General features: G+C 67.3%; 12 protein-coding genes. 6 read left to right on the top strand and 6 right to left on the bottom strand.

The annotated features are described in order from the left end of the window. Positions 1 to 13: 13 nt before the first annotated feature. The 6 genes from NMB41_RS03945 to NMB41_RS03920 form a co-directional block, all read right to left on the bottom strand. A complete protein-coding gene (locus NMB41_RS03945) occupies positions 14 to 7,777 on the bottom strand; it encodes a two-partner secretion domain-containing protein (protein ID WP_494381181.1) in 7,764 nt (2,587 codons plus the stop codon). 6 nt (positions 7,778 to 7,783) lie between these two features. Then, the gene (locus NMB41_RS03940) at positions 7,784 to 9,457 is read right to left on the bottom strand and encodes a ShlB/FhaC/HecB family hemolysin secretion/activation protein (protein ID WP_494381180.1); all 1,674 of its coding nucleotides are present in this window, start codon (positions 9,455 to 9,457) and stop codon (positions 7,784 to 7,786) included. 227 nt (positions 9,458 to 9,684) lie between these two features. After that, positions 9,685 to 11,226, bottom strand: a complete 1,542-nt coding sequence (locus NMB41_RS03935) for a tripartite tricarboxylate transporter permease (RefSeq protein WP_494381179.1) — start codon at positions 11,224 to 11,226, stop codon at positions 9,685 to 9,687. Between the two features lie 12 nt (positions 11,227 to 11,238). Next, positions 11,239 to 11,757, bottom strand: a complete 519-nt coding sequence (locus tag NMB41_RS03930) for a tripartite tricarboxylate transporter TctB family protein (RefSeq protein ID WP_494381178.1) — start codon at positions 11,755 to 11,757, stop codon at positions 11,239 to 11,241. A gap of 9 nt (positions 11,758 to 11,766) precedes the next feature. Continuing rightward, positions 11,767 to 12,765, bottom strand: coding sequence for a Bug family tripartite tricarboxylate transporter substrate binding protein (locus tag NMB41_RS03925; protein WP_494381177.1), 999 nt, complete (start codon positions 12,763 to 12,765; stop codon positions 11,767 to 11,769). A gap of 49 nt (positions 12,766 to 12,814) precedes the next feature. Next, positions 12,815 to 14,038 carry a pyridoxal-phosphate-dependent aminotransferase family protein gene (locus NMB41_RS03920; RefSeq protein WP_494381176.1) on the bottom strand — a complete coding sequence of 408 codons (1,224 nt, stop codon included), beginning with the start codon at positions 14,036 to 14,038 and terminating at the stop codon, positions 12,815 to 12,817. Positions 14,039 to 14,267: 229 nt separating this feature from the next. Here NMB41_RS03920 and NMB41_RS03915 point away from each other — a divergent pair, with 229 nt between their 5' ends. The 6 genes from NMB41_RS03915 (at position 14,268) to NMB41_RS03890 (ending at position 22,533) form a co-directional block, all read left to right on the top strand. Further along, a complete protein-coding gene (locus NMB41_RS03915) occupies positions 14,268 to 14,975 on the top strand; it encodes a GntR family transcriptional regulator (RefSeq protein ID WP_494381175.1) in 708 nt (235 codons plus the stop codon). Positions 14,976 to 15,034: 59 nt separating this feature from the next. Continuing rightward, positions 15,035 to 18,010 carry an FAD-binding and (Fe-S)-binding domain-containing protein gene (locus NMB41_RS03910; protein ID WP_494381174.1) on the top strand — a complete coding sequence of 992 codons (2,976 nt, stop codon included), beginning with the start codon at positions 15,035 to 15,037 and terminating at the stop codon, positions 18,008 to 18,010. Between the two features lie 82 nt (positions 18,011 to 18,092). Then, positions 18,093 to 19,283 (top strand): IS110 family RNA-guided transposase, encoded by a 1,191-nt coding sequence (locus tag NMB41_RS03905; RefSeq protein WP_494378481.1) that lies wholly within the window; start codon positions 18,093 to 18,095, stop codon positions 19,281 to 19,283. Between the two features lie 404 nt (positions 19,284 to 19,687). Then, positions 19,688 to 20,470, top strand: a complete 783-nt coding sequence (locus NMB41_RS03900) for an enoyl-CoA hydratase/isomerase family protein (RefSeq protein WP_494381173.1) — start codon at positions 19,688 to 19,690, stop codon at positions 20,468 to 20,470. Next, entirely contained in the window at positions 20,470 to 21,687 is a 1,218-nt protein-coding gene (locus NMB41_RS03895) for a CaiB/BaiF CoA transferase family protein (RefSeq protein WP_494381172.1), read from the top strand. The genes NMB41_RS03900 and NMB41_RS03895 overlap by 1 nt, the downstream gene beginning before the upstream one ends. A gap of 153 nt (positions 21,688 to 21,840) precedes the next feature. Continuing rightward, on the top strand, positions 21,841 to 22,533 hold the full coding sequence (locus NMB41_RS03890; protein ID WP_494381171.1) for a DUF6531 domain-containing protein: 693 nt from the start codon (positions 21,841 to 21,843) through the stop codon (positions 22,531 to 22,533). Positions 22,534 to 22,539: the final 6 nt, after the last annotated feature.

The following is a 22,539-nucleotide window of genomic DNA, read 5'->3' as shown; positions in this document are numbered from 1 at the left end:
CGCCGGCCAGCACCTAGCCGCGGTTGGTGAAGCTCGCGCCGGCCTGGTTGAAGGTCAGCGTGCCGCCGCTGTTGACGGTGCCGTAGTTGGTCCAGTTGCGCGTGATGGCAAGATCGAGGCTGCGTGCGGCGCCGATGGTACCGCCGGCCCCGTTGACCAGGTCCTGCCCGGACAGCAGCAGGTTGCCCATGGCCCCGATCGCGCCGCTGTTGGTGATGCTGCCGCGGCTTAGCAAGCGCATGTCGCCGGTGCCGGCGTTGCTGATCCGCCCGGCGCTGTTGTCGATCGCCGCGCTGTCGATGACGACGCTGCTGCCGGCACCGAGCGCTTCGATGGTGCCGCTGTTGTTGGCCAGCGCGCCGCTTGAAGTGAGCACCAGGTCGGTGCCGGCCTGCAGCGTGCCCCAGCTGTTGTCGGCCGCGCCGGCCAGGGTAAAGCTGGCCCGGCCGTCGGCCAGGATCGCGCCGCCGCGGTTGCTCAGCCCCGGCGCGCTGATGGCGATGTTCCCGCCGCCGCCCTTGACGGTGGAAATCCGGCCGCCGTCGTTATTGAACGAGGCCGCCTGGAAGCTGGCATTTCCGGTTGCGGCAATCTGCCCGTTGTTGCGCAGGCTAGCACCGGCCTGCTCGAAGCGCAGCGTGCCGCCGCTGCTGATGGACCCCGCGTTCGTCAGTTGCTGGCGGACGTTGAGCAGCAGGTCGCGGCCGGAAGCGATCTGCCCCGCGGCCTGGTTGTCGAGACTCGCCGCGTCGAGCGTGACGGCGCCGTTGCCGGCGATGCTGCCGCTGTTTGTGATGTTGCTGCGGCTCGTGACGACGGTGTCGCCGCTGCCGCCGTTGACGACGCGGCCGCTGCTGGCGAGCGATTGCGCCGTGAGATCCAGCCTGCCGGCGCCGGTCTCGATGGTGCCGCTGCCGTTCTCGAGCGCGCCGCCCGCAGCCAGCCGCAAGCCGGTCCCGGCATGCAGCGTGCCGCCGTTGTTCCAGACGGCGCCGCCGATATCGGCGCCCAGGCTGGCGTCGGCGGCGATGGTGCCGTCAAGGTTTGCCAGGCTTGCCGCACGCAGCGCGATGGCCGCGCCGGAAGCGTTCAGCGTGTAGAGCTGGCCGCCATTGTTGGTGATGCTGGAGGCAGTCACCTCCAGCGGGCCGCGCGCGCCGATCCGGCCGCTGTTGTTGAAGGCGGCGCCGGCCTGGCTGAAGCGCAGGCTGCCGCCGCTGCCGATTGTGCCGGCGTTGTCGAGCTGCTGGCGCACGGCGAGCGTCAGGGCGCCGCCTGCGTTGATGCTGCCGGCGGCTCCGTTCTGCAGCGTCGCCGCCGTCAGGTCGAGCACGCCGTTGCCGGCGATGGCGCCGCTGTTGACGATGCTGGTGGCGCTGTCGATGACGGTGCGTCCGGCGCCGGCGTTGACGATGCGTCCGCTGCTGGCGATCGAACCGGCCCGCACATCCAGGGTCGCATTGGCGCCCGCCGCTTCGAGCGTGCCGCCGGCATTGGTCAGGGCGCCGCCGGCGCTCACATCGAGCTTGCCGGCGCTTTGCACCAGGCCGCCGTCGTTGTCGAACGCGCCCGCTGCCAGCAGGGCGGCATCGCCCGCCGCGAGGATGGCGCCGCTACGGTTGCTGAAGCTCGACGCGCTGTCGATCGCAATGCCCGCCCCCGCCTGGGTCGCGATCTGGCCGCCGTCGTTGGCCACCTGCGCACCGCGCAGGTAAATGGCGCCACCGGCCGCCATGTGGCCGCTGTTGGCGATCCGCGCGCCCGCCTGGTCCATCGTCAGCGCGCCGCCGCTGCTGATGTCGCCGGCGTTCTCGAGTTGCGTGCTCACGTGCAGCTCGAGCGCGCGGCCGGCCGCCAGTGTGCCGCCGGCGAGATTGCGCACACTGGCACTGTCGACGACGAGCTTGCCGTTGCCGGCGAGCGTGCCGCTGTTGACGATATCCGCCGAGCGAAGCTGCGTGTCGCCCTGGCCCACGTTCACCAGGCGCCCACGGGTGTTGTCGATCGATGCGGCCGTCACGTCCAGTGTGGCCGCCGCGCCTGAAGCTTCAATGACGCCGTCCTGGTTGTCCAGGATGCCGCCGGCCTCGAGCACCAGGGAGTCGCTCGCACGCAGCGTACCGCGGCGATTATCGAGTGCGCCGCTGCTCGTCACCTGCGTGCCGCCATCGGCCACGATGGCACCGCCGGCATTGACGACCGCGCCGCCACGCAGCGCGATATCGGCGCCGCTGCCTTCGACGGTCGCCAGCTTGCCGCCGCTGTTGTTGAGGGTCGCCGCGCCCGCGTCGATGTGGCCGCCCGCAGCGATGTCGCCGCTGTTGCGCAGGAGCGTGCCGGCCGTGAGCGTCAAGGCGTCATGGCTGCTGATGCTGCCCGCGTTCCCGATGCTGCCGGTGGCCGTGAGCGACATGGCGGCGCCGGCCGCGAGCCGGCCGCTAAAGGCGTTGTCGATGTCTGCCGCCGCCAGGACCAGCTGGCCGTTGCCGGCGATCAGGCCTGCGCTGGACGCGCGTCCCGTGACGGTGAGGTTGGTGTCGCCGCCGCCGACGTTGACGATGCGCCCGCTGCCGTTGTCCAGGGCCGCGGCTTGCAGCGCCAGGGTGCCCGCAGGGTCGAGCGTTTCGATCACGCCGCCATCGTTCGATACCAGTCCGGCGGCGGTGAGTGCCAGCGGCCCGCGCGCCTGCAGCGTGCCACCCGAATTGTCGAAGGCGGCGCCGCTGGTGACGAGCGCGTCGGCGTCCGCCAGGATCGTGCCGCCCCGATTGCTGACGGCGGCGGCGGCGATGTCGACGCGCGCGGCGGATCCTTGCGCGGTGCCGAGCTGGCCGCCATCGTTGTCGAGCTCTCCCGCCTGCACGTCGAGTGCGCCGCCGGCCACGATGGTGCCGGCATTGCGCACCGAGGCGCTGCCGGCGGCGATATCGAGCGCCCCGCCGCTGTTGATCGCGCCCCGGTTATCGAAGGCGGTGCCGAGCGTGGCCGTCATGGCGCCGGCCGAAGCGATGGTGCCGCCGCTCGCGTTGTCCAGCGTTGCGGCGGCGATGTCGAGCCTGCCATTGGCGGCGATCAGGCCGCCGCTCGCAAGCAGGCCAGCGCTCGCTACCGTGGTATTGCCCTGTCCCGCATTGGCGATGCGCCCGCTGCCGTTGTCGATGATGGCGGCTTGCAGCGCCAGCGTCGCCTGCGCGCCGCTCGCTTCGATTACGCCGCCCGCATTGTCCAGCCGGCCCGCGGCCGCCACTTGCACGGCCGAGACGGCACGCACCGTACCCCCGGTGTTGTCAAGTTTGCCGGCCAATGCCAGGGTAAGTGCGTCTTCGGCGATGATGCGCCCGCTCCGGTTCGACAGGCTGGCGCCGTCGATCGTCAGGCTCGCGCCGGAACCGCCGGCGGTGGCGATTTCTCCGCCGTCGTTGTCGATCGCGGCAGCCTTGATGGTCGCGCCGCTGCCGGAGACGATGCTGCCGCTGTTGGTCAGCGCCGCGGCCTGTTCGTCCATCACGAGCGTGCCGCGGCTGCTGATCGTGCCCGCATTGCCGAGTCTATCCTTCACCTGCAGCGTCAGGTTGGCGCCGGCGGCGATGCTGCCCTGCGCGCCATTCGATACGCTGTCAGCCGCCAGCACCAGCGCACCGTTGCCGGCCACGAGGCCATCGTTGTCGAGATGCGTCACCGAGAGCGTCGTCGCGCCGCTGCCGGCGTTGACGATGCGCCCGTCCGCATTGAGGACCGTGCCCGCGCCCACCTGCAGGGTGCTGTCGGCGGACAGGGTTTCGATGGTGCCGCCGGTGTTGTCCAGCCTGCCTGCCGCATTGACCTGCAACTGCTGTCTCGCCTGGATCAGGCCGCCGGCATTGCCGGCATCGCCAGCGATCAGCAGGGTCGCGTCGCGGTCGGCCATGACCGTGCCGCCGGCATTGCCGAATTCCTGCGCGCGCAGGACGATGTCGGCCTGCGCGCCCTGGGCCGTGGCGATCTTGCCGCCGGCATTGTCGATGCGCTTCGCGCCAATTGCGATCGTGCTGCCGGCCACCATGGCGCCGCTGTTACGCAGCACCACGTTGGCCTGGTCGATGTCGATACCGGCCGCAGCGCTGATCGTTCCCGTATTCTCGAGCCAATCGCGCGCCGCCAGTTCCAGCGCGGCGCCGGCGCTGATGGTGCCGCCATTGGCCAGCGTGCCCGCAACGATGGCGACATCGCCATTGCCGGCCACCAGGCCCGAGGCGTCGATACGGCCCGCCGCCGAGAGCGTCGTGCTGCCGCTGCCGGCGTTCACGATGCGCCCGCCCGTGCTGTCGATCGAGGCGACCTGCACGGCCAGGCGCACCGATTCGCCGAGCGACTCGATGATGCCGGCCCGGTTCAGCAAGGCGCCGCCCGCGGCCAGGTCCAGCGCGCCGCCGGCCTGGATGACGCCGCCGTCGTTGTCGACCCCGGCGCCCAGAACCAGGCCGGCGTCGCCACTGGCCATGATGCGGCCGTTTCGATTGGCCAGCGTGTTGGCCTTCAGCGAGAACGCTGCGCCTGCAAGCGTATCGATCGCCCCGCCGTCGTTCACAAACTGGTCGAGCGTGAAGGTGGCGGCGCCCCCGGAGGTGATCGCGCCGCTGGTGAAGAGGCTTGCGCCGGCCTGTTCGAAGCGCAGGGTGCCGGCGCTGCTGATCGCGCCGCCGTTGTTGCCGAGACGGCTGCCCACGCCGAACACCAGGTCACCGGTCGTGCCGATGCTGGCGGCCGCGCCGTTGTTGTCGAGCGTCTGCGCATCGATGCGCAGCGCGCCATTGGCGGCGATGGCGCCGCGGTTGTCGATGGCGTTGGCGACGTCGATCAGGGCCGCGCCGGTGCCGGCCGCACTGATGCTTCCCTCATTGACCACGTCCTGCGCACGCAATTGCAGGCTGCCGGTCGCCGCGATGGCGCCGCTGCCAAGGTTGTCGATGCGTCCCGCCGACAGCGCCAGGTCCTGGCCGGCCTTGATTTGTCCGTCCCGGCTCGCGAGCGCGCCCTGGACATCGATCCGCGCGGCGCCGTCGGCCTGCAGGGTGCCGCGGTCGTTGCGCAACTGCCCCGCCTGCACCACCAGCATGCTGCCGCTGCCGCTCGCGGTCGCGATGCTGCCGCCGCTGTTGTCGACCGATGCAGTCGTGAGCGACAAGGTCCCTGCCGCCATCAGGCTGCCCTGGTTGGCCAGGTGCACCTCCGCTCCGCTCACAGCCAGCGTGCCGCCGGCGGCGATGCTGCCGGCGTTGGCCAATTGCGTCGTGGCGGCGATCGTCATGGCGCCCGCCGACGCGATGCGTCCGCCCTGCGTATTTTCCAGCGTCCCTGCCGTAATGCCGACGCTGCCGTTGCCGCTGATGACGCCGCTCGTGTTGAGGCTGCCCGCCGTCAGGGTGGTGGCGCCCGTACCCGCATTCGCGATGCGGCCGCCCTCGTTGCGCAGCGCCGCGGCGTCCACGCGCAGCGTACTGGCACCGCCGAGGGTTTCGATGGTGCCGGCGCGGTTCTCCAGCGTGGCCGCCGTGCCCAGGTCCAGGTTGCGCGCAGCCTGAATGAGGCCGCCGCTGTTGTCGAGCGGGCCGGTGGCCACGATCGCCGCATCCGTGCCGGCGGCGATGCGCCCGGCGCTATTGTTCAGGGTGCTACTGGACAAGGTCAGTGCCCCGGCGCTGGAGATGGCGCCGCCGCTGTTATCGAGGTCACCCACGCGCAGGCTGGCATTGCCGCCAATGCGCCAACTGCCGCCCGCGGCGCTGGTGGCGCCGCCGGCAAGCAGGAGGTCGCCAGTAACATTGAGCACGCTGCCGGCGCCGCTGATGGTGCCGGCGTCGAGTGCCAGGGCGCCGGCCATGTCGAGCGTGCCGAAGGCCTGGCTGAAATCACCGCCGGCGCGCAGGGTGGCCGTCCCGCTGCCGGTCTGGCGCAGGATGCCGCCCGCGTTGTCGAACTGCCCGCCGGCGTCGATCCGCAGGCTGCCTGCCTGCAGCAGCCCGGACGCATTGCTGAACTGCCCGGTCACGGCGTCGAACAGGCCGCCGACGCGCAAGGACCCCGCATTGGCAAAGCTGGCGGTGCTGGCGCGGAAGTCGCCGTGCACCGACAGCACGCCGCCGCTGTTGTCGAAGGCCGCACCAGAGACCGACAAGGCGTCGAGGCGCGCCTTGCCGCCGCGGTTATCGAATTGCGCCGTCGTGAGGGCGATGCCGCCGGTGGCGGAAACCAGGCCCGTGCCGTTGTCGAGGAGCGGGGCCGCGATGCGGCCATCGGCCAGCACCTGCCTTGGCGCCACCGTATCGGCCGTGGTGCCGGCGCTGCTGCCGTCGGCAACCGTGTCGCTGCCTGGGTTCGTGCCGCTGTCGGCGATGTTGCCCGCGCCGCTGCCGCTGTCCACTGGAGCGGTGTCGATCGGCAGGACAACACCCGCCGCAGCCGGTGCCGCTTCTTCGCCAAGCGTGCCCGCGTTGACGACGCGGGCAGCCTCGATCGCCAGTGCCGACGCGCCGCTCTGCAGGAGCCGGCCGCCATCGTTCAGGATGGCGCCGCCCGCCAGGTCGAGCCGCTGCGCCTCGATGCTGCCGCCGCGGTTGTCGATCTCTTCCTGCGCGTTCAGCACGGCTGCGCCGCTGCTGTTGATGGTGCCCGTGTTGCGCAGCTTGCCGGCCGTGAGCGCAATGTCGCCCGCGGCATTGAGCGTTCCGCTGTTGTCGATCGCGCCGGCGTTCGCTTGCAGGCGCCCGGCCGCCGACAGGCTGCCGCTGTTTTCCAGCCGTCCGCTGCTGGTGACGACCAGTTCCCCGGCGGCGGCGCCGATCTGTCCGGCATTGCGCACACCGACGCCGGCTTCGGTACCGACCAGATATATCTGGTTGGCGTACATGCCGCCCAGCTGGGCAACGTCGATCGCATAGCCGGGCACGTCGCCGCTACCGGCCGTTCCTGCGCGGGTGACGTCGGCCGTGCCCTCATAGGCGACCTCGTTGCTCCCGGCGACCACCGCCAGGCGCGGCGCCCAGACGCCGGCATTGAGCTGCACCGAACGCGCGATCAGGGCAGTGTAATCGGTGCGGCTCGCGTCCAGGCCTGCGCCATCGACGGCAATGCGGCCGCGCTGCACCGAGAAGCCGGTCAGCTGGCCGTCCAGCAGGATCGGATTGCCGGTCGTCAGGGTCGCGCGGCTGACGTTGATGAAGCCGCCGCCGTCGACCGAGATGCCGGCCGGATTGGCGATGACCACCTCCGCGCGGGGGCCGGCCACTTCGATATAGCCGCGCAAGCTGCTGGGGTTGGCGGAATTGACTTCGTTCAGGATCACGCGCGCACTGCCCTGCGCCAGCCACGGATTGCCCTGCACCCAGCCGCCCAGCTGGGTCTGCACCTCGGTACGCGAATTGTTCAGGACCGCGCCCTTGCCGGGCACGTCGAATTGCGTGTAGACGTTGCGCGAGACGCCCGCGGCACTCGGGGTCTGGATGTTCACCTGCGGCACACCGTTGGCCGCCTCGAGCACGGTCGCGCGCTGCGCCCCTGGTGCGTTCGGATCGGCGACAATCTGCGCCAGCGCCGCACCGGCCACCAGCAGGCCGCCGAACGGCGCGCCGAGCATCATGACGATGCGGCGCAGCGCCGGCAGCGCCATGGCCGCCGGTGCCGAGGTGGCGAGCGCACCGCTCTGGCCGGCTCCCTTGCCCTGGCTGCGCGCCGTTTCCTGCACGGCCATCAGCATGCCGCGGGTTTTATTGAAGACGATGCGATAGCGGAGCTTGTTCATGGCGTGTCAGAACTCGTAATTCAGGTTGAAGCCAGTCGTGGCGCTGGCGGTGCGGAATGCGGCGGGTTTGCTGATCGGCTTGCCCGCGAACACATCGGCTTGCAGGCGGCCGAGCTGGCCGCGCCAGCCGATGGCTGCGCCCGTGAGGCCGCGGCCGGTGAGCAGCGGCGCGCTCGGGCCGGACACGATGGCGCGGTCGAGTGCGAGATAGAGTTGCTGGCGGGTGCCGGGAAGCGTCCATACCAGGTCGTTGCGCAGCAGCCAGCCGCGTTCGGCCGACAGGCTCGACTCGCCGTCGAAGCCGCGCACGGTGTAGCGCCCGCCGATGGCGAAGCGGTCTTGCGGCACCAGCGTGGTGCGGTTCCACTGGGCGCGCCAGGCCGCCTGCCAGGCGAGCTGGCGCGAGAAGGGAACGGCCAGGCTGGCATCGGCGCTCAGCAGGCGGGGCCGCGAGGTACCTTCTCCATACAGCTCTTCGGGCGCTGCCAGGGTGCCGAAGGCGCCGGTGCCCTTCTTCCACACCAGCGTCGCGTCGAGCGTGCTGCTGCCGATGAATTCCCTGTGCGAGATGGCCAGCGCATAGCCGCCCATGCTGCGGCGCTGGACCTCCACTTCGGTGTCGTCGATGAAGTTGCGGCTGCGCCGCTGGTACGCGCGCAGCGAGAGCGTGGTCTTGCGCACCGCGTCGCGATAGACAAGGCGGGCGAGCTTGAACTCGGTACTAGCGCTGGTGCCACGGTAAATATAGTCCTGGGTGGCGCCCGCGATGGTCTGGCGGTAGCGGTGGTCGTTGAGCTGCAGCGAGGCCAGCCAGTAACCCCACGGAAGCGAGTAATGCAGCGCATGGCCGCCGGTCCCGTGCTCGCCGGCGCGGCTGTCGGCCGGCAGGTCGTGGCTGAACGTGGCGTACAGCAGGTCGTGCAGCCCGGTCGGGTTGTCGATCGACGTGGTGGCAGCGCCCTGGTAAGCGCCCGTCGATTCGCTGCCGCTGTCGTCCGCGGACAGGCTGAAACGCCAGGCGCGGCCGCCTTGCCACTTGATGAGCAGGTCGCTCTCGCCCGGGTGCTCGCCGGGGACGATCTGGATGTCGGCCTGGGCACCCGGGACGCGCTTGAGGTTTTCCAATCCCTGTTCGATGTCGCGCAGGTTGAGCAAGTCGCCCGCGCGCGCCGGCAACGCGCTGCCGACGCCGCCCGGCTGGACGCCCGCGAAGCGGATGGCACGAATGCGCCCCGGCACCAGGCGCAGCGCCAGGGTGCCGCTCAGCAGGTCCTGGGGTGGCGCCACAACGCGGCTGGTGACATAGCCCCTGGCGATGAGCGCGTTCTGGATCTGCCCGGTCAGGACGTTCAAGCCCACGCTGCCAAGGCAGCGGCCGATGGCCGGCCCGGCTGCCTCCAGGGCCCACTGGAAGTCTTCAGCCAGGTCCCCGGACAACGCAACGCGATTGATCACGAAGCATGGCGTTTCGCGTTCCGGATAACCGGGCAGCGGCGTGGCCGGTGCCTGCAAGCGGACATCGGGCTGCACCTCGGCCTGCTTGCGGCGGGCATCCTCGCGCTGTTGCTGACGCACCAGCTCCTGGTTTGCCACGTCGGGGAGATCTTGCGAAAACACGGGCGCCGCAAGCGCGGTTCCAAGCAGGAACAGGGCGGAACGACCTAGAGCGGGAGATGCCATTTATTGCCTGAGCGAAATAGATCAGGCGAAAGTATAGCGAGGGTGTTTTGCTGCTGAAACTTAAATTGCCACTGGGGCATAACTTTATTTAAGTGTGTCGCAGCCATGCTACAAAAGTGACAATTGGTGATAATTCACTGCCTCTCACGCCACCTTCCGCGAGCGAGAGACGTAAAAAAACCCGCACTGTGCGGGTTTTCCGGCGCGGCCGCAGCCGCCTGTCTGCCTCAACCTTGTGGCTGTGTCTCACCGCCACCCGCGGAGGCTGCTGCCGGGCCACGCGGAAAGAACCGCGCCCGCAGTGACCCCAGCAGCGACCAGCCCAACCCCGCCACGGCCAGCGTCATGATGGTGCCCACCAGATAATTGCTCCAGAAGATACCCAGCCCGCCGCGCGAGGCCAGCATGCTCTGGCGGAAGGCGTCCTCGGCTCGGTCGCCCAGCACCAGCGCCAGCACCAGCGGCGCCAGCGGGTAGTCGAGCTTCTTGAACACATAGCCGACGATGCCGAAGGCCAGCATCAGCCAGATGTCGAACTGGGCGTTGTGCACCGTGAAGGCGCCGATGGCGCAGACCACGAGGATGGCCGGGGCGATGATCGAGAACGGGATGCGCAGGATGGCGGCAAACAGCGGCACCGTCGCCAGCACGATGATCAGGCCCGACAAATTGCCGAGGTACATGCTGGCAATCAGTCCCCACACGAAATCCTTCTGCTCGACGAAGAGCAGCGGCCCCGGCTGCAGGCCCCAGATCATCAAGCCGCCCAGCAGCACCGCCGCGGTGGCCGAGCCCGGGATGCCGAGTGCCAGCATCGGCAGCAAGGCGCTGGTGCCGGCGGCGTGGGCGGCCGTTTCCGGTGCCAGCACACCGGCCACGTTGCCCTTGCCGAAGCTGTCCGGATCGCGCGCAAACTTCTTGGCCACGCCATAGCCCATGAAGGAGGCCGCCGTGGCGCCGCCCGGGGTGATGCCCATCCAGCAGCCGATCGCGGACGAGCGCACCAGGGTGGCGAAGTGGCGTGGCATCGTGGCCCAGGTCTTGAAGACGATCTTCAGGTCGATCTTGCCGTTCTTGCCGCGGAAGGCCAGGCCCTCCTCGATCGTGATCAGGATTTCACTGATGCCGAACAGGCCGATCACCGCCACCAGGAAGTCGAAGCCGCGCAGCAGCTGCGGGGCGCCGAAGGTCATGCGCAGCTGGCCGGAAATGGTGTCCAGGCCGACGGCTGCCAGCACGAAGCCGATGCACATGGCGACGACGATCTTCGATTTTGCTTCCTTGCCCATGCCGATGAAACTGCAGAAGGTGAGGAAATACACGGCAAAGAATTCGGGCGGCCCGAAGCGCAAGGCGAACTTGGCCACCAGCGGCGCCAGGAAGGTGATCATCAGCACGCCGACGAGGGCGCCGATGAAGGAGCCGGTGAAGGCGCTGGTCAGCGCTTCGCCCGCCCGGCCCTGCTGCGCCATCGGATAGCCGTCAAACGTGGTGGCCACCGACCAGGCTTCGCCCGGGATGTTGAACAGGATCGAGGTGATGGCGCCGCCGAACAGCGCGCCCCAGTAGATACAGGACAGCAGAATGATCGCCGAGGTCGGGTTCATCGTGAAGGTAAGCGGCAGCAGGATCGCCACCCCGTTCGGGCCGCCCAGCCCGGGCAGCACCCCGACCACGATCCCGAGCAGGATGCCGACGATCATCAGCCCGCCGTTATGCCACGACAGGACGGTGGAGAAACCTTGCATCAGCGCGTTGAAATCATCCATGGGAGCTTCCGATCAGTAACCGAACATGCGTTCGAGCGGACCCTTGGGCAGCGGCACCGTGAACATGATTTCAAAAATCCAGAACAGGACCAGGCTGATCGTCACACCCGTGATGGCCGACCTGTACCAGCTGAACTTGCCCACCAGCCACATGAAGATGCCGATGAACAGGGCCGACGCCACGTAGACGCCGATGAACTGGATCGCCGCGATGTACACGACCAGTGGCAGCAGCACGGTCGCTACCAGCTTGAACTGGTTGTGCTCGAGGAAGGCCGAGCGGTCGTTCTTGCGCACGGCCTGCACCAGGATCACGATGCTGGCCAGCAGGATGGCCACGCCCATGCGCAGCGGGAAGTAGCCGGCTTCCGGGCCATCTTCGGCCCAGCCGGCGCCGAGCTGGTAGTTGCTCACGATAGCCAGCAGCGCAAAGGCCGCGACCACGACGGCGACCGCGATCTCGGCCGTGCGCCTGGTGATGACGGCCGCCGAGGGCGCGACGCTGCCGTGGATCTCTTCCTGGGTGCTCATGGCCGCGCCTTACGGAGCCATGAAACCGGCCGCCTTCATGATCTGGCGGTGGTTCTGTTCGTCCTTGCCCAGGTAGTCGCGCAGTTGATCGCCCACCATCACGGTCGACTTCAGGGCGTTCTTGGTCACGTACTCTTTCCACTCGGGCGTGGCCACGACTTTCTGCAGCAGCGTGGTGTAGTACTTGGTCACCTCCGGCGCCACCTTACCCGGCAACATGAAGACGCGCAGCATCTGGTACTGCACATCCAGGCCCTTCTCCTTGCAGGTCGGCACATCGGCCCAGCTCTGGGTGGCGGTGACTTTTTCCGTATAGCTGCTGCGCTTGTCGGCGAACAGGCAGAGCGCGCGGTGCTGGCCGGCGCGCCATTGCGAGATCGATTCGGACGGGTTGTTCGGGTTCGAATCGATGTGCTTGCCCGAGAGCTGGGTGGCCGCTTCGCCGCCGCCCTTGTACGGGATGTAGACGAATTTCACGCCCGCCGCTTTTTCCACCAGCGCGGTGATGATGTGGTCTTCGCGCTTGGAGCTGGTGCCGCCCATCTTGAAGGTCGACGGCTTTTTCTTGACGTCGGCCAGGTACTCGGCGGGCGTCTTGTACGGCGTTTCGCTGTTCACCCAGAAGACGAATTCGTCCTGCGCCACCATCGCCACCGGGGTCAGGTCGCGCCAGTTGAAGGGCAGTCCGGTGGCCAGCGGCACCGTGTACAGGCCCGATGAGGACACCACGATGCGGTGCGCGTCGCCCGGCGTGCTCTTGATGTCGAGCAGGCCTTCCGCGCCGCTGGCGCCGGCCTTGTTCTGCACCACGATCGGCTGGCTCATCAATTTATGCTTGGCGATGATGCCCTGGATCGCGCGCGCCATGTTGTCGGTGGCGCCGCCAGCGCTGAAGGGCACGACGAATTCGACCGATTTGGTGGGTTCCCAGTCGGCCGCGGCGGCGTGTCCCGTGCCGAGGGCCAGGGCTGCGAGGGCGAGCGACTGCTTGAGCTTGAGGCTGTTCATGAAACTGTCTCCTGTCCGTTGTTTTTATCTGCTGCGACGATTGGAACGCTTACGCGGCTTTTTGCAGTGCCGCTCCCGGCAGGGATTCACGCAGCGACTGCATCGCCGCCGCCGTCCCGCCCGCCTGGTGCGGCACACCGGCCAGCGCCAGGCCCATCTCGACCCCGGACAGCGTGCCCATCAGCGTCAGGTCGTTGAAATCGCCCAGGTGGCCGATGCGGAACACCCAGCCGGAGAGCTTGCTCAAGCCCTGGCCGAGCGACATGTTGAAATTCGTGAGGATGATCTTGCGCAGCGCATCGGCGTTATGGCGCTCGCCATTCGCGCCCTGGGGCATGACGACTGCCGTCAACACGCCGCTGTATTCGGCCGGATTCTGGCAAAGGATCTCCAGCCCCCAGGCGCGCACGCACTGGCGGGTCGCTTCGGCGTGGCGCTGGTGGCGTGCGAACACGTTCTGCATGCCTTCTTCCAGCAGCATGTCGCAGGCTTCGGACAGGCCGTACAACAGGTTGGTCGCCGGGGTGTAGGGCCAGAAGCCATTCTTGTTCGCTTCGATGATGTCGTCCCAGGCCCAGAAGGCGCGCGGCAGCTTGGCGGTGCGCGAGGCGGCCAGCGCCTTTTGCGAGACGGCGTTGAAGGACAGGCCCGGCGGCAGCATCAGGCCCTTCTGCGAGCCGGCCACGGTAACGTCCACGCCCCATTCATCGTGGCGGTAGTCGAGCGAGCCGAGCGAGGAAATCGTATCGACCAGCAGCAGCGCCGGGTGGCCGGCCTTGTCGATCACGCGGCGCACGGCGGCGATATCGGAGGTAACGCCGGTCGAGGTCTCGTTGTGCACCACGCAGACGGCCTTGATCTCGTGCGCCTTGTCTTCCAGCAGGCGCGCTTCGATGCGGGCCGCGTCGGCGCCGCGGCGCCAGTCGTCGCCGATGAACTCGGGTTTCAAGGAGAGGCGCTCGGCCAGCTTCTTCCACAGGGTGGCGAAGTGGCCGGTCTCGTACATCAGCACCGTGTCGCCAGGCGACAGGGTGTTCACCAGCGCGGCCTCCCAGGCACCGGTGCCGGAAGCGGGATAGATCACCACCGGCTGCTCGGTCTGGAAGATCTCGCCGATCTCGCCGAGGATTTTCTGGCCGAGCCGCTGGAATTCGGGACCGCGGTGATCGATGGTGGGGTAGTCCATCGCCCGGAGGACGCGGTCGGGTACGTTGGTCGGGCCGGGGATTTGCAGGAAGTGACGTCCGGACGGGTGAGAATTGAGCTTCAACATTGCAACTCCTTGAATGGGGCCAACGCAGTCAGAGTAATTCGGGCGACGAGCAAGTTTGCATACAATATACGTAAACGTGGCAGTGTCAAGAAAATATCGTGTTGCGTTGCAGCGCATCGAAAACAGTGTTTCTCCCTCTATTTATGCAGGGAACATGGCATTGCTCAGCGTCTGATGCCGGCGCCAAGAAGTTCTTTTATCGAAGATAAAATCGTATACAATATATTTCATGATGCACGAACCAACATTGCCACCCCCAGCCCGCCCCGCCGTCATCGACCGCCAGGGCCTGGCGTCCGCCGTCACCGTGCGCCTGCGCGACATGATCATCGAGGGCACCCTGGCGCCCGCCACCCGTCTCAACGAACGCGTCCTGTGCGAACAGCTGATGGTCTCGCGCACGCCATTGCGCGAAGCGTTCAAGGTATTGGCCGGCGAAGGCCTGATCGAACTGCTGCCCAACCGCGGCGCCCAGGTGGCCGAGATGTCGGTCGCCGACATCGAACAGACTTTCGAGGTACTGGGCTCGCTCGAGGCGCTCTCGGGCCAGCTGGCCTGCGAACGCATCACGGACGCCGAAGTGACCGAGATCCGCGCCCTGCATTACGAAATGCAGGCGGCCCATGCGCGACGCGACCTGGCGACCTATTACAAGATCAACCACGAGATCCATGACCGCATCAACGCCAGCGCCCGCAACGCGGTGCTGACGACCACTTACCTGCACCTGAACGCGCGCATCCAGAACCTGCGGTTCCGCTCCAACTTCAACCAGGTCAAGTGGGATGCGGCGATGAAGGAGCACAGCGCCATGCTCGACGCCCTGGAACGGCGCGACGGCCCTGCCCTGCGCGCCATTCTCGAACGCCACCTTCTCTCCAAGCGCGACACGGTCGTGGCCGACCTGCGCTTATCGAAAGCCCCACAGGAACCCTAGAGCCCATGAATGCACCCGCCGCGGCACCAATCAAGTTGAGCGAACGACTCGCTTCCCGAATGAACGGGCAAGGACTGGCAAAGCGGCTGGCTGCCGAAACCGGGGGCGAGGTCCTGTTCGACGCCGGCTCGCGCGGGCGCTACTCCACCGACGCCTCGATCTACCAGGTCGAGCCGGTCGGCGTCTTCGTGCCGCGCACCGAGCGCGACGTGGAACTGGCCATTGCGATTGCGCGCGAGATGGGCGTGCCGATCCTGCCGCGCGGCGGCGGCACCAGCCAGTGCGGCCAGACGGTGGGCGAAGCGCTGGTCATCGACAACAGCAAATACCTGAACCAGGTGCTCGACTTCGACGCGGCCGCGATGACGGTGACGGTGCAGCCGGGGATCGTGCTCGATCACTTGAACGCCTGGCTCAAACCCCACGGCGTCTGGTTCCCGGTCGACGTCAGCACGGCGGCCCAGTGCACCATCGGCGGCATGGCCGGCAACAACTCCTGCGGCTCGCGCTCCCTCGCCTACGGCAACATGGTGCACAACGTGCTGTCGATCGACGCCATCCTGTCGGACGGTACCGAGGCCAGGTTCCAGGACGAGCGCGCCATGGTGGATGCGCCGCCACGCGTGCGCGAACTCGTCAAAGGCCTGCGCGCGATTGCCGAGCGCGAGCAGGAGGAGATCGAGCGCATGGTGCCGAAGGTGATGCGGCGCGTTGGCGGCTATAACATCGACATATGGCATCCGCAAAGCGAGCGGCCCTATACCGGGGACGGCAGCGTCAACCTGGCCCACCTGCTCGTCGGCAGCGAGGGCACGCTGGCGACCACGAAACGCGTCACGCTCAAGCTGCTGCCGCTGCCCAAGCATAAAACGCTCGGCGTCATCAACTTCCCGACCTTCCACCAGGCGATGGACATGACGCGCCACATCGTCAAGCTCGGGCCCGTGGCGGTGGAGCTGGTGGACCGCACCATGATCGAACTGGCGCGCGACAACCCGGCCTTCCGTCCGGTGATCGAAAAAGCCCTGATCGGCGCGCCCGATGCGATCCTGCTGGTGGAATTCGCCGGCGAGTCGCTGGACGAACAACGCGCCGGCCTGGCCGGGCTGGTGACCTTGATGGCCGAGCTGGGACTGCCGGGCAGCGTGGTCGAGATGGTCGACGCCGGCGCCCAGAAGGCGCTGTGGGAAGTGCGCAAGGCGGGCCTGAACATCATGATGAGCATGCGCGGCGATGGCAAACCGGTCTCCTTCATCGAAGACTGCGCCGTGCCGCTCGAGCACCTGGCCGAATACACCAGCAGCTTGAGCGAAGTCTTCGCACGCTACGGCACGCGCGGCACCTGGTATGCCCACGCCTCGGTCGGCACCCTGCACGTGCGCCCCATCCTCGACCTGCGCCGTGGCGGCGCCGAAAAAATGCGGGCGATTGCCGAAGAAGCGGGCGCACTGGTGCGCAAGTACAAGGGCGCCTTCTCGGGCGAGCACGGCGACGGGCTGGTGCGCAGCGAATGGGTGGCCTGGCAGTTCGGCCCGCGCCTCTTGCGCGCTTTCGAGGACATCAAGCAGCTGTTCGATCCTGCCGGCCTGATGAACCCGGGGAAGATCGTGTGCGCCACGCGCATGGACGACGAGTCCCTGTTCCGCTACAAGCCGGGCTACCAGCCGCTGACATTGAAGCCGGCGCTCGACTGGTCGGCCTGGAACGTGCAGGTCGATCCCGTGACGGAGCTCAGCACGGCGCACGGTGCCGGGGGCGATCCGGCCGGCGGTTTCGCCAAGGCCGTCGACATGTGCAACAACAACGGCCACTGCCGCAAGTTCGACGCCGGCACCATGTGCCCGAGCTACCGCGTGACGAAGGACGAGCAGCACCTGACGCGCGGACGCGCCAACACCCTGCGCCTGGCCCTGTCGGGCCAGTTGGGCGAAGACGGTTTAACCTCACCCGAGATGCGCGACACGCTCGACCTGTGCGTGAGCTGCAAGGGCTGCAAGCGCGACTGCCCGACCGGGGTCGACATGGCGCGCATGAAGACCGAGTTCCTGTATCACTGGCAGAAGAAACACGGCCTGTCGTTTGCGAGCAAACTGATCGCCAACCTGCCGCGCTGGGCGCCATGGGCCGCGCGCCTGCCCTGGCTGGCCAACCTGCGCGATACGCTGCCGGGCGCGGCTGGATTGTCGGAAAAGCTGTTCGGCTTTTCGGCCAAGCGCTCGCTGCCGACCTGGCGCAGCGACACCTTCCTGGCCAGCCTGACGGCGCCCACGCTCGCGCCCGAACAGGCCGACGTCGTGCTGTTCGCCGACACCTTCAATAATTACTTCGAGAGCGAAAACGCCGCGGCCGCACTCCACGTGCTGCAGGCGGCCGGCTACAAGGTGCACGTTGCGCGGCCTGCAGCAGCGGACGCCGAGCCGCAGCGCCCCCTGTGCTGTGGGCGCACCTACCTCGCCAGCGGCCTGGTCGACCAGGCCAAGGCCGAAGCGCGCCGCGTGGTAGAAGCCATGCGCCCCTTCGTCGCGCGCGGCGTGCCGATCGTCGGACTGGAGCCATCGTGCCTGCTCACGCTGCGCGATGAATTCCTGGTGATGGGACTGGGCCAGGATGCCGAGGCGCTCGGCGCGCAGGCTTTGCTGTTTGAAGAATTCCTGGCGCGCGAGCACGCGGCCGGCAAGCTGAAACTCGCACTGAACGCCCTGCCCGAAGCGCGCGCCCTGCTGCACGGTCACTGCCATCAGAAAGCGTTTGACGCGGTGCGCCCGGTGCAGACCGTGCTCGGCCTGATCCCCGGGCTAAAAGTCGAGCTGATCGAGTCGAGCTGCTGCGGCATGGCGGGCAGCTTCGGCTACGAAGCCAAGCACTACGACGTGTCGATGCAGATGGCCGAGCTGTCCCTGCTGCCGGCGGTGCGCGCGGCCGGGCTTGATACCGTACTCGTTGCGGACGGCACCAGCTGCCGCCACCAGATCGCCGACGGCGCCCAGCGCGAAGCCGTCCACGTGGCGCGCGTGCTGGCACGCGCCTTGTCGTAGATCCTATGATGAAAAAAAAGTGAGCCGATTTGCAGATCGAGTCCTAACCTGAGAGTTCGAAACGCAGATTTAGGAGAACGACATGCAACCGGCTCACACTCAGGATATTACGCTCACCCACCAGACGCTGACAGCCTCGCTCGAACTTGCGTGCAAGAACTGGAAAGTGGCGTTGCAGGACGATGCGCACGAGCGGCCCTCAGTGCACAACACGAAGCAGGCAAGCGCCTCTAACCGGTTAGCCGAATTGATTGGGCTAATCGAAGCAGAACGAGGGAAATGGGGCTTGCCCCCAGACTGTCGCGTCGTGGTGTTGTATGAGGCAGGCCAGGACGGGTTCTGGATTTGCCGGGCCTTGCAGAAACATGGATACGAAGTCGTGGTCGCCGATCCAGCGAGCATTCCCGTGGAACGCCACGCCCGGCGCGCCAAGACCGACCGACTCGACGCGTTGCGCCTGCTGTCGTGCCTGCGCGGCTGGCTGCGCGGCGAGCGTGACCGGCTGCGGGCAGTATCGGTGCCGGCGGCTGAGGACGAAGCGACGCGTCACCTCGTACGCGACCGCGGCCAGTTGCAAAAGGAAATCACGCAGCACCGGGACCGCATCACGAAGTTGCTGCGTACCGTCGGCTGCTGGATGGAAGTCGGACCGAAGTTTGCCGAACAGCTCGGACGCAACGAAATCATCTGCCATGACGGCGTTGCGCTGCCGCAGTGCCTGCGACAGCGCCTGATGAGGGAATGCGATCGGCTGGCGCTGGTGACCCAGCAATTTCACGAACTGGAAGCCCAGTTGCCCCGGCTGTTACCCCCCGCTGCGGCGTCCTCGGCCGCCACGCTGCAGAAGCTGCGCGGTGTCGGCCCGGTCGGCGCGCAGCGCCTGGTCCTCGAACTGTTCTGGCGCCAGTTCGACAATGCCCGCCAGGTCGGCAGTTGCGTGGGACTGGTACCTCAACCGTACGACAGCGGGCAACGCCGGGTCGACCAGGGCATCAGCAAGCAGGGCAATCGCCGGGTGCGCGCCTTGCTCGTCGAGATGGCCTGGATGTGGCTGCGCCACCAGCCCGACAGTGCGCTGGCCCAGTGGTTCAAGCGACGAACCAACAGCGGCACCGACGCCCCTTCGGCGGGCAAGCGTGGCCGGCGGGTCTGCATCGTGGCTGTGGCCCGACGATTGGCCATTGCCCTCTGGCGTTACCTGAAGGACGGCGTGATGCCCGACGGCGCTGAGCTCAAACCAAGGACTGGCAAGATAATCGAAGCGGCAGTATGACGAGCAGGAAGTTTTGCAGTGTGAAGCTTGCAAGCCCGTGGCCCACCCTGGCTGTCAACCAACAGCCGACGCTAGTAGATGGGGCTTGCCTTAACGAGGTCACCTGAGCGCAACGCGCATGCAGGATTCAGTTGGACAAACAGCCCAACGGATAGAAGGTGGTGAGACGCCAATGTCTCACGGACAGATGACCAAGAGCTTTACGACAGCAGCATCAACCAGATAGCTACCAGGAGAGGCAAGATCGCACACGCTCCTTGACAGTCTTCATAGAAGGGTGGGCCGGGCGGCGATCCGACTCCGTGCCCACGCGGAATGACGATCAACGTTGGCGGCGATCGCGGCTAACACTGTGCAGGCTTCACGCGTGGGCACGGAGTGCCCACCCTACCTGAGGAGAGATCATGAGCGAACAGAATGGCAAGATCCACCTGACGATTCACGATGGCGTCGCCGCCATCCTGATCGACCGCCCCCAGGCGCGCAACGCGATGACCTGGGCGATGTACGAAGAGCTGGGCGCGATCTGCACCCGCATCGCGGCCGACCCGTCGATTCGGGTGACGACGATCCGCGGCGCCGGAGGCGAAGCCTTTGTCGCCGGCACCGACATCGAACAGTTCAGTACTTTCAAAGGTGGCGACGACGGCATCGCCTACGAACAGGCCATCGACGCGCGCGTGGGCCAAGTCGAGGCCCTGCCGATGCCGACCATCGCCATCATCGAAGGCTGGGCCATCGGCGGGGGGCTTGCGCTGAGCGCGGCCTGCGATTTCAGGATTGCGACACCAAATGCTTCCTTCGGCGTGCCGATCGCCCGCACGCTCGGCAACTGCCTGTCGATGACGAACACGGCGCGCGTTGTCGCCGCGGTTGGCGTGCCGACGGCAAAACGCCTGCTGCTGCTGGCCGAGACCATCAGCGCGGCCGAGGGCCTGGCCTGCGGCTTCGTCACCAGGGTGGCCGAACCCGAGGCGCTGGACGCGGAAGTGGCCGCCATGTGCAAGCGCCTCGCCGGCCATGCGCCGGTGACGATGCGGGTGTCGAAAGAAGCGATACGGCGCCTGACCAATGCCGGCCTGCCCGACGCCGAAGACCTGATCCGCGCCGCCTACGGCAGCGGCGACTTTAAACGAGGCGTGAACGCCTTCCTCGACAAGCAGCGCCCACAGTGGACGGGAACCTGATGGACAAACCAAAACACACCGGCCCGCTGGCCGGCCTGCGCGTCCTCGAACTGGCGCAGATCATGGCCGGCCCCACCTGCGGCATGATGCTGGCCGACATGGGCGCCGACGTCATCAAGGTCGAGAAGCTGCCCGGCGGCGACGATGCGCGCGCCTACCGCGAACCGCGCGTGAATGGTGTCTCGGCGCCCTTCATGATCCTGAACCGCAACAAGCGCGGCATCGCCCTGAACCTGAAGCTCGCCCAGGGCCGCGACATCCTGCTGCGCATGGTGAAGGACGCCGACGTCCTCACCGAAAACTACCGCCGCGGCACCCTCGAAAAACTCGGGCTCGGCTACGACGTTTTAAGCAAAGTAAACCCGGGCCTGATCTACTGCGCCGTATCCGGTTACGGGCGCGATGGCCCGGACGGCGACAAGCCGGGCTTCGACCTGATCGCACAAGGCTTCTCCGGCCTGATGTCGATCACGGGCGAACCGGGCGGCCCGCCGGTCAAGACCGGCAACTCGATCGCCGACACCAACGCCGGCATCCTCGCCATGGCCGGCATCACCACCGCCTACGTCCACAAGCTCAAAACCGGCGAAGGGCAGATCGTCGACACCTCCCTGATCGAAGCCGCCCTGCAGCAGACCTACTGGCAGGCCGCCATCTATTTCGCGACGGGCGAATCGTCCGGCCCGACCGGCTCGGCCCACCTGCTCACCGCTCCCTACCAGGCCTTCAAGGCCAGCGACGGCTGGATCAACATCGGCGGCGCCAACCAGGCCAACTGGGAGCGCATCGCGGTGGCCTTGGGGCAGCCGGGCTGGCGCGAGGACCCGCGCTTCGCGACCAATTCTCAGCGCATGGAACACCGCGAGGCGCTGGTGGCGATGATGAGCGAAATCGTTGCCACCCGCACCAAGGCCGAGTGGATCGCCATCCTCGATGAGGCGGGCGTGCCGGTGGGCCCGGTGCACACGATCGGCGAGGCCCTCACCCACCCGCAAACGCTGGCGCGGGGAATGGTCGTCGATCTGGTGCATCCGCAGGCGGGCCCTACCCGCGCGCTCGGCTGTCCGATTCACTTTTCGAAGACGGCGACGCGCATTGACCGGCCGGCACCGATGCTGGGGGAGCATTCGCGCGAACTGCTGCGCGAGTATGGGTACAGCGATGGTGAGATCGATGGGTTCGTGGAGGCGGGGGTGGTGGAAGAAGCAAAAGCCTGATGCCTGCTTCAGGCCGCTCTCCGCCGCCGCACCTGCGCTTGCAAAAAATGTCACGTCTTCTGTGACAAAGTGTGAATTTTCAGACAACTTTCCCCGGTATAGTAGCCTGGCCACAAGCCAGTGCGCTCTCCCTGTCGAAAGCCAAGTCTGCCCATGAAACAGATCTTCTCCAGAACACGCTGCTTTTTCCTGGAACTCCTGCTGCTGAGCACGGAGCTACAGGCCCAGGGTCCCGGTTTTGAGCTGCCGCCGGCTTGTCCGCCCAACACCAGTTGCGCGCCTGGCATCCCGCCAGTCGCGCCGCCGGGGCCACCGGGCACGTGTGGTCCAAGCCCCGGCGGGCCGACCTGCGGTAGCGAGGGGCCCGCATCGAACGACAGTTCCGGCGGCCTGAACATCGGGGCCGGTAATCCGATCAATATCATCAACGGAAACAAATACCAGCGCGAAGTCGATATGGCAGCCTTGCCAGGGACCTTGGGGCTGGAAATCGTTCGCCATTACAACAGCGCCTTCAGCCGGCCAAACCATTCCACCAATCTTGCCGGCCGTGGATGGAAGCTGTCGTATGAGACCGAACTGCATGTGACGGGCAGGTCGTTCCAGGTCATCCAGGCCGATGGCGGCCGGGTGATCTTCGAGCGCGATCCGAACAACCCAGGTGTATGTGCCAGCCATAATCCAGCGGATGGCCGCCTCACCGAAGTGCAGACCGGCCGCGGCAAGGAATACGTCTGGCGCTGGACCAATGGCCGCGAGCTCAGCTTCGATGTGAAAGGCAAGCTGGTGCAGATCCTCGCGCCGGGCGGGCAGTTCGTGACCTTGCAATACGATGCGCAGGGCTAGCTGCGC

Source organism: Massilia sp. FBCC-B171, from assembly GCF_059134155.1.
This window is presented reverse-complemented; position numbering and strand designations above follow the sequence as displayed.

What these genes read in the sequence shown, in the direction of transcription:
- NMB41_RS03945 (WP_494381181.1), bottom strand. Translation starts at nt 7,777, where the DNA reads ATGAACAAGCTCCGCTATCGCATCGTCTTCAATAAAACCCGCGGCATG.
- NMB41_RS03940 (WP_494381180.1), bottom strand. Translation starts at nt 9,457, where the DNA reads ATGGCATCTCCCGCTCTAGGTCGTTCCGCCCTGTTCCTGCTTGGAACC.
- NMB41_RS03935 (WP_494381179.1), bottom strand. Translation starts at nt 11,226, where the DNA reads ATGGATGATTTCAACGCGCTGATGCAAGGTTTCTCCACCGTCCTGTCG.
- NMB41_RS03930 (WP_494381178.1), bottom strand. Translation starts at nt 11,757, where the DNA reads ATGAGCACCCAGGAAGAGATCCACGGCAGCGTCGCGCCCTCGGCGGCC.
- NMB41_RS03925 (WP_494381177.1), bottom strand. Translation starts at nt 12,765, where the DNA reads ATGAACAGCCTCAAGCTCAAGCAGTCGCTCGCCCTCGCAGCCCTGGCC.
- NMB41_RS03920 (WP_494381176.1), bottom strand. Translation starts at nt 14,038, where the DNA reads ATGTTGAAGCTCAATTCTCACCCGTCCGGACGTCACTTCCTGCAAATC.
- NMB41_RS03915 (WP_494381175.1), top strand. Translation starts at nt 14,268, where the DNA reads ATGATGCACGAACCAACATTGCCACCCCCAGCCCGCCCCGCCGTCATC.
- NMB41_RS03910 (WP_494381174.1), top strand. Translation starts at nt 15,035, where the DNA reads ATGAACGGGCAAGGACTGGCAAAGCGGCTGGCTGCCGAAACCGGGGGC.
- NMB41_RS03905 (WP_494378481.1), top strand. Translation starts at nt 18,093, where the DNA reads ATGCAACCGGCTCACACTCAGGATATTACGCTCACCCACCAGACGCTG.
- NMB41_RS03900 (WP_494381173.1), top strand. Translation starts at nt 19,688, where the DNA reads ATGAGCGAACAGAATGGCAAGATCCACCTGACGATTCACGATGGCGTC.
- NMB41_RS03895 (WP_494381172.1), top strand. Translation starts at nt 20,470, where the DNA reads ATGGACAAACCAAAACACACCGGCCCGCTGGCCGGCCTGCGCGTCCTC.
- NMB41_RS03890 (WP_494381171.1), top strand. Translation starts at nt 21,841, where the DNA reads ATGAAACAGATCTTCTCCAGAACACGCTGCTTTTTCCTGGAACTCCTG.